This is a genomic window from Pedobacter sp. D749 (assembly GCF_019317285.1).
Lineage (GTDB): Bacteria > Bacteroidota > Bacteroidia > Sphingobacteriales > Sphingobacteriaceae > Pedobacter.
Window position 1 is genome coordinate 906572 of sequence record NZ_CP079218.1, and the last position, 17899, is coordinate 924470.

The following is a 17899-nucleotide window of genomic DNA, read 5'->3' on the forward strand; positions in this document are numbered from 1 at the left end:
AATCATAACTCATTAATTAGGCCAGTCGCGATTTTCGGGGCTGGCTTTTTTATTGCCTGATTGTCATGCTAAGCGCAACGAAGAATCTTTTATCAAACCTCCAAGGTTTTAACATACTCTCAACTAAGGAAATTGCGAATATAAACCAGTAACTGATTTGGGCATTCCCCAAGCTGCCGCAAGGGTCGGGCTCAGGGCTGCGATTCGCTCCGGTACAGTTAGGTATAATTTAACCACAGATAAAAAGGATGTACACAGATATAAAAAATCCGTGTTTATCTGTGTACATCTATGGTTAAAAAATCCTTAACTTAATGACATTGCCCTAACGCGGAGTTATCGTGATCTGCACCAGACTTCCGGTTTAACCAGAGCTTTGCACCTTTTAAACTTCGGAAGTCTTTCCCAAATAAACCTGATAAAGTGGAAAGCCCGGAGTGAGGAACGAGCGAGTACTTGGAACGATAGCAGGGCTGTAATAAGCGATTGAAGCAGGACTTTACATTTCCAAAAAAAACAAATTCTTAATCATTTTAACGGCTTTTTTAAATTTTCTCCCTAACTTTTTTCCCATCGGCTTGTTAGTAAAATAAACAAAAAATATAGTCTATGGCCGAACAGCACCTTTATGAAACAGGAATTATAGGAAATTGCGCTTTCATTGCACATGTAAATAAAAATACTGATATATCTTGGCTTTGCTGGCCCCGTTTTGATAGCCCTTTTGTATTCGGGAGTTTATTGGATGAAAAAAAAGGAGGCGAATTTTCAATTTTACCTCAGGGCGAATTCAGTTCAAATCAATATTATATCGAAAATACCAATGTTTTAAGGACAGAAATCACAGCTGAAGATGGAAAATACCGCATTACCGATTTTGCTCCACGTTTTCGCTTATACGATCGTTATTTTAAACCACTAATGTTGATCAGAAAGATCGAACCTTTGGAGGGTAATCCACGCATTACCATTAAATGCGAGCCGGTTTGTGACTACGGAAAAGGTAAAATGAAATCTAGCCGGGGCAGTAATCACATTGATTATCTGGGCTGTGATGAAAATATTCGTTTAAGCACCAATGTGTCGCTTACCTATATCATCGATGAAAAGGCATTTGTATTAAATGAGGCAAAATACCTCGTTATGACTTATGGACAAAACCTTGAAGCGCCTGTTGTGAGTACGGCTGAAAATTTTCTTCGTGAAACCATTTCTTATTGGCGCTTATGGATTAAACACTCGTCAATAGCGGGTTTTTACCAACCGTTTGTTATCCGATCAGCCTTGGTTTTAAAAATTCACCAATACGAAGATACTGGGGCAATTATTGCCGCAAGTACAACCAGTTTACCAGAATCGCCTGGGAGTACAAGAAACTGGGATTATCGCTATTGCTGGTTAAGAGATTCACATTATGTATTAACTTCACTTAACCATATCGGTCATTTTGAAGAAATGGAGAAGTATTTTAATTACCTTTCTGATATTTCGCACGCTGAAGATACACGCTACCAACCTTTATACGGTATTGCAGGAGAAAGGCAAATTACCGAGCATACGCTAAGTCATTTGGAAGGTTATAAAGGCGAACAACCCATCAGGATAGGAAACCAGGCTTACGAACATATTCAAAATGATATTTATGGACAGGTTCTAATTTCGATGTTACCGCTTTATACCGACCACCGTTTTGTTTTTTCTGAACGCAGCGATTCAGTAAAGTGGATTGAAAGTGTACTTTCTAAAATTGAACGCACCATTGACGAAAAGGATGCCGGAATTTGGGAATTCAGAAATATTGCCAATGTACATTGTTACAGTAACTTATTTCAATGGGCAGGAGCGCAGGCGGCTTTAAAAATGGCTAAAACTATAGGGAATGAAGATTTTGAAAAGCGGGCAAATGTTTTAATCGACAAAGCTGCGGCACACATTGAAGCTTGTTATGATCCGGAAAGGAAGGTTTATACCAATGCCGTTGGAAGTCCGCATTTGGATGCCAGCACTTTACAATTGATTATGATGAATTATTTGGATCCGGCTTCAGATCGGGCGAAAGATCATTTAATCGCTTTAGAAAAGGAGTTAAAAACGGAAGACGGATTATTTTACCGATACTTACATGCTGATGATTTTGGAAAGCCGAAAACAACATTTTTAATCTGCGCTTTCTGGTATGTGGAAGCGTTAGCTTGCGTTGGCCGTACTGATGAAGCGATTAAGGAATTCGAAAACATCATTAAATATTGTAATCACCTGCTTTTATTTAGCGAAGATGTTGATGCTAAAACAGGTAGCCAGTGGGGAAATTTCCCGCAAGCTTATAGCCATGTGGGTTTAATGAATGCGGCTTACCGTATTGCGATTAAACTGGATAGGCCAATATTTTTGTAAGATTGTAAAACTATCGTCATCTCGACTGGAACGCAGTGTAATGGAGAGATCTATCTAGCAAGATTTCTCAATATAGATTTCTCGACTACGTTGCACTTCGCTCGAAATGACGATTTATTTCGTAAAAAAACTTTGACAACTTTACGCGCACAATGCATATTAAAAGTTGTCAAAGCTATTAAAAAAAATGTCTGTGGGGACACAGACCTTGGAGTTAGATTTCAATGAAAGTATCGTCATCTCGATCCGATAGCTATCGGATGGAACGCAGTGTAATGGAGAGATCTATCTAGCAAGATTTCTCAATATAGATTTCTCGACTGCGTTGCAATTCACTCGAAATGACGATTTATTTCGTGAGAAAAAGCTTTGACAACTTTAATGTGTCCAATGCATAATAAAGTTGTTAAAGCTATTATAAAAAGGTCTGTAGGGACACAGACCTCGGAGTTAGATTTCAATAAATTGTCGTCATCTCGACTGTAACGCAGTGCAATGGAGAGATCTATCTCAACAAATTTCTCGACTACGTTGCACTTCGCTCGAAATGACGATCATAATTAATGACGCTACGTCGAAATTAATTCCGCTCTACAAACTCTTCCTTCACCAAACTCCAAAGCAGCTTTCTAACCTCTCTAAAATCATTGAGGTAATACTTTGCTTCCGAAATGTTATTGCCAACTTTTATGGTAAATGCGTCATCTGGTAATACCCGGAAAATATCTTCATCGGTATGGTCGTCGCCAAGCGCCAAAATAAAATCTGGTTTCTTATCGTAAAGCCAATTTAAGGCAGCTTTACCTTTGTTAACCTCCATGTTTTTAAACTCAATTACCTTATTGCCCGGCATCAATTGCAAGCCCTTGTCTGCAGCAAGTATTTTCATGTGGCTGATAATTTCATTAGCCCTTAAATCGCCTAACCCTTCTTCTGCTTTTCGGTAGTGCCAAACTAAGGAGTAACTTTTTTCTTCAATGAACGATCCTGGGGTGCGGTCTGTGTAGGTTTCTAATAGAGTCTTTATTTCCTGTTTCCATTGGTCGGTGAGTAATGGAAGGCTGTTCCATTTATCTCCGTACGATTTTTGCCAGGCTCCATGCTCTGCAATCAGGTCTACCTTTAAATGTCCAAACCACTGTTCCAAGGTTTCGTTTCTTCTTCCGCTTATAATCACCACTTTGTTGGCATTATCAATGGTTAGGTTTTCTATTAAATCATAAAGTTCATCATCTGGTGAGGCATCATCAATATTTCCGGTAAAATCTACCAGTGTACCATCATAATCCAAAAACAGTACCCGATCGGTTGTTTTGGCATATTTTGCAGCAATTACTTCATTAATGGTATTTACCGCATGCTTCGTTAGTAACGATTTTTGAGAATCTTTCACTTCGTTTAATCTTAAAATAAAATTGTTTACCCAATGTTTCACATTGAATTTTTCTACGATTGCCCGCATGGCTATCATGCGTTGCTGTTGCTCATCCAGAGGCATTTTTAATGCAGTTACAATGGCCTCCATAATGTCGCCAAGGTTGTTCGGATTAACTATTACGGCATCGGTTAATTCTTTAGAAGCACCGGCCATTTCGCTTAATATGAGCACGCCGTCGTTATTGTTCCTACTGGCAATATATTCCTTGCTGACCAGGTTCATGCCATCGCGCATTGGCGTAACCAAACAGATATCTGCGGAGGCATAAAGTGCCGATAACACCTCAATAGGGAAGGAACGGTAAAAATAATTCACCGGAATCCAGTTAATAGATCGGTAACGGGCATTTAAATTACCTACAAACTGATCAATCTGATCCCTTAGCTCACTATATTGAGGTACCGTATCGCGAGAGGGTACGACAATCATAAAAAGTTCTATTTTTCCTATATACTCGGGATGGACCTGAAGCAAAAGTTCTAAAGCTTTTAACCGTTCTAAAATACCTTTGCTATAATCCAGGCGGTCGATAGAAAGGATTACTTTCATCTCTTCTTTTCCAGTCCTGAAATAATCAATTTCTTTTTTCACCTTTTCGGTAGCAGTTAAGCTCGAAAATTTATCATAATCAATTCCCATCGGGAAAGCTTCTACCACGATCTGCCTTTCGTTGCTATTGAGTACGTTTGATGATGAATTTACGGGGAGTAGGCGTGTTGCCGTGCTAATAAAGTGGCGAACATCATCAAAAGTATGGAAACCGATTAAATCAGCACCTATAAGCCCATTTAAAAGTTCTTCCCTCCAGGGGATTAACCTGAATATTTCGTATGATGGAAAGGGGATATGCTGGAAAAAACCGATGGTAGCATTAGGAAGTTTTTCTCTTAAAATTCCCGGTAGAAGGAGTAATTGGTAGTCTTGAATCCAGATTTTATCTTTTCTGCCCAATACCTGCATGGCACTTTTTGCAAATTTCTCATTAACAGATTGATAGCAGTCCCAATAACTTTGTTCGTAATGTGCGTAAGTAACCAGATAATGGAATACTGGCCACAATACTTCATTTGAAAAGCCTTCGTAATATAAATTGATTTCGTTTTGGGTGAGAAAAACCGGATAGAGGTTTAATGCAGCGAGTTTTTGTGTAACTTCTTCCTGACGTTCTTCCGGCACCTCGATTCCGGGCCATCCGATCCAGATGGAGTTGCCTGATTTGTACACGTCGCCAAGACCGGTCGCAAGGCCGCCCTCGCTGGGAATAAACGTGTATTCGTCGTTCTCTTCGATGATTTTAACGGGTAGTCTGTTCGATATTATAACTGTCTTCATGCTTGTATTTGATGTATCTATATCATTAAAAGCATATCAAATTGGTTTTGTTTGAATTTTTAGGTCAAAAAAACATTCAAATGATTAAACGTAGTTAAATACCAATGAAAAAGTGGTACCACTTTCAGGAGTAGAAATTACTTCAATACTGCCTCTATGCATCTTCATAATGTTGCGGCTAATCGTTAGTCCAATGCCAGATCCGTTTTTCCTGGTGGTGTAAAACGGAACAAATATTTTTTCCAGATCACCAGCATCAATACCTTTTCCATTATCGGTTACATCAATATACAGTTTAGTGTTTTCTAAACGGTAATTTACATTGATATAAGGCATTTCCTTATTTTCGACTGCATAAATGCTGTTTGTAATCAGGTTGATTAATACTTGCTCTACTAATTTCAGATCCAGCTGAACGGTGATTTTTGAGGAAGTCTGTTCTACATCTAGCACCACATTTTTAACTTTTGCAAATGGCTGCATTAAAACTTTAATGTGCTTTAATATTTCACCAATGGTGTGCGATTCGAGGTTTGGAGTAGGCAGTTCGGCAATTAAGCGATAATCTTTTACGAAATCCAATAAACCCGATGAACGCCTTTGGATGGTCTGTAGAGCTGTTTTAAGGTCGTCCATTTCATCCTCGGTCAAGTTATTTTTATCGGTTACCATTTTATTGATCGTATCCGATAATGAGCTGATGGGCGTGATGGAATTTAAAATTTCATGAGAAATTACGCCAATTAATCTATTCCATGCTTCAGTTTCTTTTTGCTCAATTTCATCTTTAATGTTTTGAAAACTGATAATGGTATAGTTTTTCCCGTAAAGGTTTAAGGGGATTACCTCTGTTGATAATTGGATCAGTTTATCCTGGATTTTTAGTTCCAAAAACCGCTTTCCGCCCGTTAAAATTTGCTCTATTTCTGTTCCAAATGCCGGGAGATGCTGTTTCAACCGATGCCAGTACTTATAAGCGGGTACACCTAAAAGGCTTGACGCAGCCTGGTTGAAAAAGGCAATTTCCTCATCTTTTTCTTCTTTTGTGTTGTTCACTACGATTACACCCACAGGAACCTGTTCTAAAATGGTTTTGATCAGTTGAAACATGGCTTCCTGTTCTAATCTGATCTGCTTGTGCACCTGTAAAATATCACTAAACGATTCGTATAATTCAGGAAAGCTTCCCCTCGTTACTTTATTTTTAAAGTTCAAGGTATGATCTCTCGTTTTAACAGCTAAGATAAAACGGTTAATATCCGATCGAATCTGATTGATATAATAGTAAAGGGAAATAATAGTACCAAAAAAAATCAGTGCAACTCCTATTATAGTAAACCAGAGTTGAGTATTTTTAATCAGGTAAAACAGGAGATAGCCGAGTAAATTGATAATCAGCAGGCGGAATATTAAACGGAAGGTAAAACGTTGGTAAAACATGTTTTTAAAGCTGAAAGCTTAAAGGCGAAAGACTAAAGCTTTAAGCTTTGGTCTTTTAGCTTTCAGCTTAGATTCCAAATTTCTCAATTCTTCTATACAATGCTGCGCGGGTTAAACCTAGTTCGGCGGCGGCTTTTGATATGTTTCCCTTGTGCTTGTCGATGGCTTTTTGCACCATCATTTTTTCCATATCCTCAAGTGCCATTTCGTCGGGCATTGAATTGTTCTGTGCAAAACGCTGTGGACTCAACTGTAAATCATCTTCCGAAATTTCGTTTCCGTCGCTCATAATTACTGCACGTTCTAAAACATGCTGCAATTCGCGCACATTGCCCGGCCATTTATAATTTAAAAGTACATCTTCTGCTTTATGACTTAATTTACGGATTTCTTTGTGATATTTTGAACTGAAAACCTGCATAAAATGATTCGCCAATAATAAAATATCGGTTCCACGTTTCCGTAATGGTGGCAATAAGAGTTCAACAGTATTGATCCGGAAAAGCAAATCCTGCCGAAATGTATTTTTTGCTACCATTTCGTTTAGTGGCATATTGGTGGCGGTGATTAAGCGAACATTTACTTTACGTTCTTTACTTTCGCCCAAACGGGTAACCGTACGGTTCTGTAAAACGCTTAATAATTTGGCCTGAAGCGGTAGTGTTAAATTTCCAATCTCATCTAAAAAAATTGTTCCTCCATCTGCCAGTTCGAAACGTCCGGGTTTATCCTCTTTTGCATCGGTAAAAGCACCTTTGGCATAACCGAAAAGTTCACTCTCGAACAAATTTTCATTCAAGGAACCCAAATCAACATGCATAAAAACCTGATTCTTGCGCTGCGAGTTTCCGTGGATTTCATAAGCAAAAACCTGTTTTCCGGTACCATTTTCTCCTAAAATTAACACATTTGCATCAGTAGGTGCAACTTTAACCAAAGTGGCCTGTAGGTGTTTTATACCATCAGCCTGACCAACGATATTCTCAAAACCACGGGTAAGGTCTTTTTGCAAGGAAGAATGTATTTTTTCGAGTTTTTTAACTTTTCTGGTCGATTCCCGTAGTTTTGAGGCCGAAGAAATGGTGGCGAAAAGTTTTTCATTTTCCCAGGGCTTTAAAATAAAGTCGGTGGCTCCTTTTTTAATTGCTTTAACTGCAAGTTCAACATTTCCAAAGGCTGTCATTAAAATGACTACATAATCTTTATCAATAGATAAAATGTGTTCGAGCCAATATAATCCCTCACGACCATCACTTGCACCTTTTTGATAGTTCATATCAAGAAGGATGATGTCTACTTCATTTTTACTTAGTAAAACATTGATTTCTTTAGGCGATTTACAGGTAATTACCTGCTTTACCTGCTGCTTTAAAAACAAACGGGCACTAAGCAGGATATCGTCGTCGTCATCGATAATTAAAACTGTGGCGTCTAACATAAATTTAAATTTGATGTGCTAAAGTAATAAAACTGTCCGCTCCCGCACATCAACTGTCCGATAATGAACAGATAAAAATAATAAAAACTTGTAATTTATTGATTTATAGAATTTTAATTGTGGTTTTGGATTTTGGCACAAGCTTGGCATAAGGGAAATCGAACAGTACAACCGAACACATGGATAAGAAAATAGAGAAAAAAAGATTTAGCACTAAGACCTTGTTAATTATAGGTGGAGCAATTGCTTTTGTTGCAGTTGTAATTTATGGCTATACTTTGTCCCTCAAAAAAGTTTACAGTGCCGATGCCGATAAATTAACCATCAGTAAAGTAGAATATGGCGATTTTGAAGATGTGGTGCTATTAAATGCCAGTGTAGTTCCTTTAACTTCAGTAATTGTAAGTTCATCTGAAGGTGGTACAGTTGCTGAAATTTTTACTGAGAATGGAGCTTCGGTTGTAAAAGGAACGCCATTATTAAGAATCTCCAATTCAAATGCCATGTTGAGTTATACCTCTAGTCAAACTGCTGCTACTGAACAGATTAATCAGTTGCGGAAATCGCGGTTGGATTTAGAGCAAAATCAGCGGGTTTTAAATCAGGATGTTTTAGATGTAGAAAATAGTTTAAGAACAGCAACCCGTCAATATAGATTAGATAGCTCACTTTTCGCCAAAAAAGTAATTACGCTACAAGAATTTAACAAATCGAGTCAGGATTTTGAATATTACCAGGGCAAGCTTAAAATTGTGCGTCAGGCAGTTAAACAGGAAAATCAAAGCCGTAAAATGCAACTGGCACAGATTGATCAATCGATGGGGCAAATGAACGAAAGTTTGGAAATGATCCGTAAAAACATCGAAAATATGACGATCAAAGCTCCGGTATCTGGTAAATTGTCATCTTACGATCCTGTGATCGGTAAATCATATAATTCTAACGAAATGATTGGAAAGATTGATGTGTTGCAAGGTTATAAACTTCAGGCAGGAGTTGATGAATATTATATTAATCGTGTAAAAGAAGGACAAACCGCTAGCTGTGAGTTTAATGGTAAAACTTATAACTTAACCGTAAGTAAAGTAATTCCAGAAGTTACTGCGGGCCAGTTTCAGGTAGAAATGGTATTTAAAGGTGCTTCACCCGAAGGTTTACGCCGTGGTTTATCATTACAGACCAAATTGACCTTATCGGATAACAGCAAATCATTGCTTCTGGCGCAAGGACAGTTTTTTCAAAGTACCGGCGGTTCATGGGTATTTGTGATAAATAATGGCAAGGCAATTAAGAAAAATGTTAAAATCGGTCGGAAAAACTATCTGTATTATGAAATTTTGGATGGTTTGCAAAAAGGCGACGAAGTAATTACTTCATCTTACGATCAGTTTAACCAGTACGATCAGGTGGAGATTAATAAGTAGAGCGCGTGGCGGTTAGCGATATGCAATAATTAATGATCAATAAATTAAAAATAATCGATAACCCAATTTGCGATTTTTAGAAATAGAGAATAAAGTTAACTAATAATAATTACTCCGGTCTTGATACTTGATACTCATTACTTGTACAAGTCTTGATACTAAATACTTGATACTAGAATAACACTTGATACGATGATTAAAATAGAAAATCTGGAAAAAGTTTACAAAACAGAAGAAGTAGAAACTACTGCACTTAAAGGAATTAACCTTCACGTGGCAGCAGGCGAATTTGTTTCCATCATGGGGCCATCAGGTTGTGGGAAATCTACCCTGTTAAATGTAATGGGTTTATTGGATAAGCCTGAAAGTGGAAGCTACAAATTTATCGATACAGAACTTTTAACGCTTAATGATAGAGAGCGTTCAAATTTCCGTAAAAGAAATATGGGATTCGTTTTTCAGAATTTCAATCTGATTGATGAATTAACTGTTTTCGAAAACATCGAACTGCCCTTAATTTATAATAAAATTCCTGCCGCAGAACGCAAGAAATTGGTGAACGAAATTATCGAAAGAATGAATATTGTAAACCGTAGTGGTCACTTTCCGCAACAATTATCGGGTGGACAGCAGCAGCGTGTAGCAGTAGCAAGGGCTTTGGTAACCAAACCAAAACTGGTTCTGGCCGATGAGCCTACAGGAAACCTGGATAGCTCGCACGGTAATGAAGTAATGGAGTTGCTTTGCGAACTAAATGAAACCGGAACTACCATTGTAATGGTTACCCACTCTAGTCATGACGCCAGTTTTTCGAACAGAATCATCAACCTGAAAGATGGACATGTAATATCGGAGAAGATCAATAAAAGCAGGAACGAAGAACTCATATAGAGGCTTAGGGTAAAAGGTTTAAGGCGTAAGGGTTAGTCCACCTTAAACCTTCAGCCCTAAACCTTACACCTAATAAAAAAAGATTTTAGTTTAGTTAATGATAAGTCTGCCCAAAAATCTTCCTGGATGGGAAGATTTGGGAAGGCGAAATAGTAAAAAACACCAGATAGGCATTTTGAACGCCACACGCTAACCACCTATCTCCAAACAATAACAATATGTTCAAATTAAACCTTAAAATAGCCTTACGTAACCTCTGGAAAAACAAGGGTTTCTCTTTGATTAACATCGGGGGTTTAGCCATTGGCTTAGCCAGTTGTATGGTTTTGTTACTTTATGTTGCTTACGAGTGGAGTTATGATAAACAATTCTCCAATCACGATAAAACGTATGTAGTTTATCAAAACATGGAGGCAAATGGTAAAACTTTTAGCTGGGCGTGGACACCAAATGTGATGGCTAAAGAAGTGCAGGAAAAAATCCCTGGCGTTAAGTATGCCACTCACACTACTTATCCGAGAAAACAATTAATTACCGTTGGTGATAATAAAATAAATAGCAGTGCAATATTTGCCGACCAAAATTTTATTAAAATATTGGACTATAAATTTCTTGAAGGTAATTCAGCACAGGTTTTAAAAGATGTAAATACCATCATCCTCACCAAATCTTTTGCAAAAAAGTTATTTGGAAATGAAGATCCTATTAATAAAATGGTAAAGCTGGAAAATCAGGAAGCATTAAAGGTTGAAGCGGTAATAGAAGATGCACCAGCAAATAGTAGTTTAACTTTTGAGTGCATCATGCCTTGGGCATTATTCGAAAAAAGAGAAACCTGGGCAAAGGAAGGCAATTGGGGAAATAATATGTGTTTAACGCTTGTTCAGTTAAAGGATAATAATTTTTTTACTGCTGCAAATGATTTGATGCATGGTATTTACAAACGCAATCAAAAAGATAATACGGCCATAGCTTTACTGCATCCTTTAACCAAATGGCACTTATACGATGATTTTGTTAACGGTAAATCGGTAGGTGGAAAAATAGACCAGCTTAAAATATTCTTATTGCTGGCCTTTTGCATTTTGCTAATTGCCTGTGTAAATTTTATGAATTTATCTACAGCACGCTCAGAGCGTAGGGCAAAAGAAGTTGGCGTTCGTAAAGCAATCGGATCAACACGTAAATCTTTAATTAATCAGTTTTTTTTAGAATCCCTGCTCATCACATTTATTGCCACCGTTTTAGCCTTTATCTTAATTGAGGTGAGTTTGCCATATTTTAATAGTTTGTTAGATATTAAATTAACAATAGATTATCATAATAGCCTGTTTTGGTTAACACTAGTGGGGCTAATGATTTTAACCGGATTAATTGCGGGTAGTTATCCGGCGCTTTATTTATCTTCTTTCGAGCCAATAAAAGTGTTAAAAGGTTTCACCCTTAAATCAGATTCATCCACTTCGGTGAGGAAAGTACTAGTGGTGGGCCAATTCGTTTTTGCTGCAAGTTTAATTATCTGCACAGCAGTAATTTATCAGCAACTTAATTATGTTAAAAACAAACCTATTGGTTATGATCAATCCAATTTAATTCAGATAGCAGTAGTTGGCAAAATGAACGATGCAGCTAAGTTAGAATTGCTTAAAACACAACTTATAGCAGCTGGGGTAACAACTAATGTTACTTCTTTTAGTGCAGATCTTACTGAAGGTGTAGATAATACAACAGCTGTAGAATGGGAAGGCAAAAATCCGAATGAGAAAATTTCTTTTAATCATAGAGCAATAGGATATGATTTTGTTGAAACTATTGGCACTAAAATGATTAGTGGCAGGGAGTTTTCTGCGAAATTTCCTAATGATACAACTAGCGTATTGCTAAATGAGGCAGCTGTGAGAATGATGAAATTAAAAAATCCAATTGGCAAAGTAATTACTTTCTGGGGAGATAAAAAGCTAACTGTAGTTGGTATTGTAAAAGATTTTGTGGTAGAAAGTGTTTATCAAAGAGTAAGCCCAATGATTTTTAGGGTAAATAGAAAGTACGATGCTAGGGTTATCATTGCGCGTTTAAATCCAAATCAAAACATCAGTTCATCACTGGCTAAAATTGATGATTTAGTAAAGCAAATGGAGCCTAATTATCCTGTTAACCGCAAATTTGTGAACGAATCATTTGAAGTGAAATTTAAAAATGAAAAAATTCTAGGTTCACTTTCAAACTGGTTCGGTGGTTTTGCCATCTTCATTTCTTGTTTAGGCTTGTTGGGATTAGCGCTTTTCATGGCCGAGCAACGCAAAAAAGAAATCAGCATCCGTAAAGTTTTAGGCGCTAGCACAGCCAATATCCTCACGTTATTGAACAAAGATTTTATCAAACTGGTTGCCATTGCAAACCTGATCGCATTTCCGTTGGCTTATATTATTATCAATAAATGGCTTTCGGGCTACGAATACCGTATTTCGGTTTCCGCCCTACCATTTATTGTGGCTATAAGCCTATCGGTGATTATAGCAATACTTACTGTAAGTGTGCAATCGGTTAAAGTGGCGAAAGCAAACCCGATTGATGCACTTAAATATGAATAAGCCATGCGCTTAGCGTTTGGTGATCAGCGTGGATTTACCGCTAACTGCCAAACGCTTTACGCTAAACCTCAAAAATATGTTTAGACTTAACTTAAAAATTGCACTGCGTAACCTTTGGCGAAACAAGGTGAGCTCCTTTATTAACGTAATTGGGCTGGCCATTGGCTTGGCTGCCTGTTTAATGTTGCTCTTGTATGTTACTTACGAATGGAACTTTGATAAGCAGGCTAAAGAATCGGCTAACGTTTTTACCACTATGACCAATATTCCGGGCGATAACGGTAAGATTTCCGGAACTTTTGAAGGCTCAACCACTGCTTTCGGTCCGGTAATTAAACAAAGTTTGCCAGAACTGAAGTACATGGCGAGGATGGATTATGGAGGTAAAAATTTAATTGCCAACGGACAGAACGCCTTTAAGCGTCAATCTAAATTCGCCGAGCCTGATATCTTAAAAATGTACGATTATGAATTTATTTATGGCAACGCGAGCACAGCGTTAAGTAATCCAAATTCGGTTATTTTAACTGAATCTACCGCTAAAGTATTGTTCGGAACAGCAGATGTATTGAATAAAAGCGTACGTTTTAAAGATCTTTTGGATTTGAATATAACCGGTGTAATTAAAGATCAACCTGATAATAGCTCCAATAAGTTTGATTATTTAATGCCCTGGTCTTTATATGAAACGATTGATGCAAGCGCCAAAGATCTAAACTGGAGCAATTTTAGTTTTGTAACACTGGTGATGTTAAAAAATGGCGCAAACTTAGATTTGGTTAACCAAAAAATTAATCAGATAGAGAAAAAAAATAATATAAATAATGAACAATCACAGGTGCTGTTCCCATTGGCAAGGCTACATTTATATGGTAAGTTCGAAGATGGCAAAAGTATAGGTGGTTCAATAGAACAGATTTATCTGTTTGTTGGACTCGCTTTTGGAATTCTTTTAATAGCCTGTATTAATTTTATGAACATGGCTACAGCCAAGTCCGAAAAACGCGCAAAAGAGGTTGGCATAAAGAAGACTATTGGCGCCAACCGTAGTTCGTTGATTGTACAGTTCTTAACCGAATCGATGATGTTGACACTTATTGCGGTGATTTTTTCGATTGCCATCCTCGAGATCTTTTTGCCAGCTTTTAACAACCTGTTGAATATTAAATTGAATATCTCTTATTTCAACAGTACCAGTTGGATAGGCATTATTGGAATTGTTTTAGTCACCGGATTAATCGCGGGCAGTTACCCTGCATTTTACCTCTCGTCTTTTAACCCCATACAAACCTTAAAAAGAAAAATTAAGTCAAAGGGGTTCTTTTCGGTGAGTTTAAGGCAGGTATTGGTAGTAGGGCAGTTTTGTTTTGCTATTATCCTCATTATTTCCACTTTAGTTATCTACAAACAGATCCAGTACATTAAAAACAGACCGGTAGGATTTGATGTGAACACTTTGGTAGAAATGCCGCAGGATGGGGAACTGAAAACAAAATATGAGCTGCTGCGAAATGAGCTCCTAAAATCTGGGGCGGTTACCTCCATGTTCCAATCATCGGTTAGCTTGTCGCATCATGGTCGAAATTTTGCAGGTATCGAATGGGAAGGAATGTTGAAAGCGACAAACAATCAAATGTTTAACCAGGTAATTACCACTTACGATTTTATCAAAACCAATGGCATCAAATTAACTAAGGGGAGAGATTTTTCGGAGAACTTCGCTTCAGATACAAGTGCTGTGATGGTAAGTGCCTCGGCAGTGAAAATTTTTGACTATAAAAATCCGGTGGGCAAAACAATTACCATTTTTGGCGATAAATTTAACATCATAGGTGTTTTCGACGATTATGTCTGGGATTCGCCTTATAAATCAAATAACCCGATGGTGGTGTTTTTCGATAAGAAACAAACGGGAAACATTACGATGCGTCTAAATGAAAATAACAGCCTTCAAAGTAATATTGAAACCATCAGCAGGATTACAAAAGCTTTAAACCCAGCTTACCCTTTAGAGATTAATTTTTTAAATAATGTTTACGCTGAAAAATACAATGCCGAAAAAACTTTGGGCATTCTTTCTAACCTTTTCGGCGGACTGGCCATTTTTGTTTCCTGTTTAGGCCTTTTTGGTCTCGTAGCTTATAGTGCTGAGCAAAGAACAAAAGAATTTGGGGTACGCAAGGTGCTAGGTGCGTCTTTACTTAATTTAATGCAACTGCTGTCGCTCTCTTTTGTAAAGATGATTGTAGTATCCATCATTATAGCAATCCCTTTAAGTTACTTTTTAATGAATAAATGGCTGATGAAATTCGAATTTCACACCGAAATATCATGGTGGATTATGCCGATAGCCGGGTTTGGTACTTTACTAATGGCATTGATTACCGTAAGTTTTCAGGCTTATAAAACTGCAAGAGCAAACCCTGTAAATGCACTTAAATACGAATAAACCATGCGCTTAGCGTTTGGCGATCAGCGTGGATTTACCGCTAATCCCCAAACGCTTTACGCTAAACCTCAAAAATATGTTTAGACTCAACTTTAAAATAGCCTTGCGTAACCTTTGGAAAAACAAGGGTTTTACAATGATCAATGTAGGTGGCTTAGCTATCGGCATGGCCTGTTGTTTGATGTTACTTCTGTACGTTAACTACGAATGGAGTTTCGATAAGCAATATAAAAATGCTGATAAGGTATATATTGCTGCATTAAATTTAAAGTTTAACGGCAAACTGGCTACTACTATGGCTGTTCCGAATAAACTAGCCAAAGCCGGCGCTTCAGAACTGCCTGGCATTAAAAGTGCAGCCCGCATATCGATGAATAACGGAGAGAAGTTGTTCAGCCGTAATCAACATAATTTTAAACTTTCAGGGATGAATGTTGATCCGGATTTTTTAAAGATCCTCGATCACAAATTCATCTATGGAGATCCAAATACGGCTTTAAACGAACCAAATAATGTATTGATCAGCCAATCTACTGCTAAAAAACTATTTGGCGGGGAGAACCCGATCGGACAAAGCATTAAATATGATAACAGGATCAGTTTAAAAGTGACAGCCGTTATAGAAGACCTTCCCAAAAACCAGAGTATGCAATATGATGTGTTGCAACCATGGGCTTTTTTTGAACAGGAAAATCCTTCGCAAAAAGAAAATGCATGGGGAGCCATTACCTGTTTAACTTTATTTCAGCTTAAGGATAATGCTTCCCTGGAGGCTACAAATGCGGCTCTAAAACACTTCATCGTAAACAAAGAACCCGATTTAAAAGAAATGACATACGAACCTTTTCTTTTTCCTTTAAGCAAATTTCATTTATACGATGATTTTGATAATGGGAAATCGGTGGGAGGTAAAATTGACCAGTTGCGATTATTTGTTTTTCTGGCCATTTGTGTATTATTTATCGCTTGCATCAATTACATGAACCTTTCTACCGCCAAATCTGAAAAACGGGCGAGAGAAGTAGGGGTGCGAAAAGCTTTAGGATCTACCCGCAACACCATCATGGGGCAGTTTATGGTAGAATCATTCCTGCTATCGTTTTTAGCCATGTTGATCGCGTTCACGCTACTCGAGGTTTCATTACCTTATTTTAACAATCTGCTCGATATTTCAATCAAAATTAATTATGGCGCAACCGGCTTTTGGGCGGTATTGCTTGCTATGATTTTGATTACAGGTCTGCTTGCCGGCAGTTATCCTGCATTTTACCTCTCCTCTTTTATCCCTGTAAAAGTACTTAAGGGATTTAAAGGCTCAACAGGTTCATTATCCATCCGTAAAATCCTGGTGGTGGTACAGTTTAGTCTTTCCATCTGCATGATTATTTCGGCAATTGTGATTTATAGCCAGATCCAGCACCTTAAAAATAAGCCTTTGGGTTTTGATGAAACGGCATTGGCACAGATCGACCTGGAAGGGGAATGGACAAAACCCGAAAAACTCAAAACCTTTAAAAAAGAACTGGAAAGGGAAGGAGCCATTGTTGCTGCAACCGAATATGCCAACTCTTTTACCAGTAGCGGTTCAATTACGGGCAATATTCAATGGCCAGGCAAACCCAAAAATGATGTCTCGATTATTAATTATAGAAGTACAGGTTTCGATTTTGCCAAAACAACTGGTGTAAAGATTCTTGCAGGGAGAGATTTTGATCCTAAATTTTCAGCTGATACGGCTACATCACTACTCCTCAATCAAAGTGCTGTTAACATAATGGGGTTAAAAAATCCTGTCGGTACCGTTATCCATTGGGGCGATAACCCACCGCTTAAAGTGGTAGGAGTGGTGCAGGATTATTCAAATGAATCGCTTGCGTCTAAAATACAGCCAACAGTTTATTATTACAATGTTAAAACGAGTCGGGTTTTGCTACTTAAGCTCAATCCGAAACAATCGCTTTCAACTTCTATCGGAAAAATTAAATCGATAAGTCAGAATTTAAACCCAGCTTACCCTATAGAGGTGAAAATGGTTAGCCAGGGCATGGCCGAAAAACTTAGGAGCGAAAGGTTACTTAGTGTCCTTTCGAACATTTTTGGAGGATTTGCCATTTTTATCTCCTGCTTAGGTTTATTGGGTTTAGCGCTATACACCGCCGAGCAGCGCAGTAAAGAAATCAGTATCCGTAAAGTATTGGGCGCTAATCTTTCTGATATCCTGGTCCTTTTGAACAAAGATTTTATGAAACTGGTAATCATATCCAATGTGATCGCTATCCCGGTAGCCTATATTCTTGTTGCCAAATGGCTGGAAAAATATGATTATAAAATTACGATTAATCCATGGCCTTTTTTGCTTGCCCTTTTAACCTCGGTAATTATTGCCATTTTAACAGTAAGCCTGCAAACCTTTAAAGTGGCCAAAGCAAACGCTGTTGATGCACTTAAATATGAATAAGACCTGCGTGAGGCGTTTGGTGTTAGCGATAAATCTACGCTGAC

Annotated in this window: 9 protein-coding genes; 6 read left to right on the top strand and 3 right to left on the bottom strand. The window is 37.8% G+C overall.

From position 1 onward, the window contains the following. Window positions 1-609: 609 nt before the first annotated feature. A complete protein-coding gene (locus KYH19_RS03805; protein WP_219077617.1) occupies window positions 610-2394 on the top strand; it encodes a glycoside hydrolase family 15 protein in 1785 nt (594 codons plus the stop codon). A 580-nt stretch (window positions 2395-2974) separates the two neighbouring features. On the opposite strand, the gene KYH19_RS03810 is transcribed toward KYH19_RS03805, so the two are convergent. The 3 genes from KYH19_RS03810 to KYH19_RS03820 form a co-directional block, all read right to left on the bottom strand. After that, entirely contained in the window at window positions 2975-5164 is a 2190-nt protein-coding gene (locus KYH19_RS03810; RefSeq protein ID WP_219077618.1) for a bifunctional alpha,alpha-trehalose-phosphate synthase (UDP-forming)/trehalose-phosphatase, read from the bottom strand. Between the two features lie 84 nt (window positions 5165-5248). Then, a complete protein-coding gene (locus KYH19_RS03815) occupies window positions 5249-6604 on the bottom strand; it encodes a PAS domain-containing sensor histidine kinase (protein ID WP_219077619.1) in 1356 nt (451 codons plus the stop codon). Between the two features lie 67 nt (window positions 6605-6671). Beyond that, a complete protein-coding gene (locus KYH19_RS03820) occupies window positions 6672-8042 on the bottom strand; it encodes a sigma-54 dependent transcriptional regulator (RefSeq protein WP_219077620.1) in 1371 nt (456 codons plus the stop codon). A gap of 179 nt (window positions 8043-8221) precedes the next feature. Between KYH19_RS03820 and KYH19_RS03825 the strand changes: the two genes are divergently transcribed. The 5 genes from KYH19_RS03825 to KYH19_RS03845 all read left to right on the top strand — a co-directional run bounded on the left by KYH19_RS03825 (window position 8222) and on the right by KYH19_RS03845 (window position 17855). Beyond that, entirely contained in the window at window positions 8222-9466 is a 1245-nt protein-coding gene (locus KYH19_RS03825) for an efflux RND transporter periplasmic adaptor subunit (RefSeq protein WP_219077621.1), read from the top strand. Between the two features lie 192 nt (window positions 9467-9658). Next, window positions 9659-10357, top strand: coding sequence for an ABC transporter ATP-binding protein (locus KYH19_RS03830; RefSeq protein WP_219077622.1), 699 nt, complete (start codon window positions 9659-9661; stop codon window positions 10355-10357). Window positions 10358-10575: 218 nt separating this feature from the next. Then, window positions 10576-12948 (top strand): ABC transporter permease, encoded by a 2373-nt coding sequence (locus KYH19_RS03835; RefSeq protein WP_219077623.1) that lies wholly within the window; start codon window positions 10576-10578, stop codon window positions 12946-12948. A 76-nt stretch (window positions 12949-13024) separates the two neighbouring features. Beyond that, window positions 13025-15397 (top strand): ABC transporter permease, encoded by a 2373-nt coding sequence (locus KYH19_RS03840; protein WP_219077624.1) that lies wholly within the window; start codon window positions 13025-13027, stop codon window positions 15395-15397. Window positions 15398-15473: 76 nt separating this feature from the next. After that, window positions 15474-17855 (top strand): ABC transporter permease, encoded by a 2382-nt coding sequence (locus KYH19_RS03845; protein WP_219077625.1) that lies wholly within the window; start codon window positions 15474-15476, stop codon window positions 17853-17855. The last annotated feature ends 44 nt before the right edge of the window (window positions 17856-17899 follow it).

What these genes read in the sequence shown, in the direction of transcription:
- KYH19_RS03825 (WP_219077621.1), top strand. Translation starts at nt 8,222, where the DNA reads ATGGATAAGAAAATAGAGAAAAAAAGATTTAGCACTAAGACCTTGTTA.
- KYH19_RS03830 (WP_219077622.1), top strand. Translation starts at nt 9,659, where the DNA reads ATGATTAAAATAGAAAATCTGGAAAAAGTTTACAAAACAGAAGAAGTA.
- KYH19_RS03840 (WP_219077624.1), top strand. Translation starts at nt 13,025, where the DNA reads ATGTTTAGACTTAACTTAAAAATTGCACTGCGTAACCTTTGGCGAAAC.
- KYH19_RS03835 (WP_219077623.1), top strand. Translation starts at nt 10,576, where the DNA reads ATGTTCAAATTAAACCTTAAAATAGCCTTACGTAACCTCTGGAAAAAC.
- KYH19_RS03805 (WP_219077617.1), top strand. Translation starts at nt 610, where the DNA reads ATGGCCGAACAGCACCTTTATGAAACAGGAATTATAGGAAATTGCGCT.
- KYH19_RS03845 (WP_219077625.1), top strand. Translation starts at nt 15,474, where the DNA reads ATGTTTAGACTCAACTTTAAAATAGCCTTGCGTAACCTTTGGAAAAAC.
- KYH19_RS03810 (WP_219077618.1), bottom strand. Translation starts at nt 5,164, where the DNA reads ATGAAGACAGTTATAATATCGAACAGACTACCCGTTAAAATCATCGAA.
- KYH19_RS03820 (WP_219077620.1), bottom strand. Translation starts at nt 8,042, where the DNA reads ATGTTAGACGCCACAGTTTTAATTATCGATGACGACGACGATATCCTG.
- KYH19_RS03815 (WP_219077619.1), bottom strand. Translation starts at nt 6,604, where the DNA reads ATGTTTTACCAACGTTTTACCTTCCGTTTAATATTCCGCCTGCTGATT.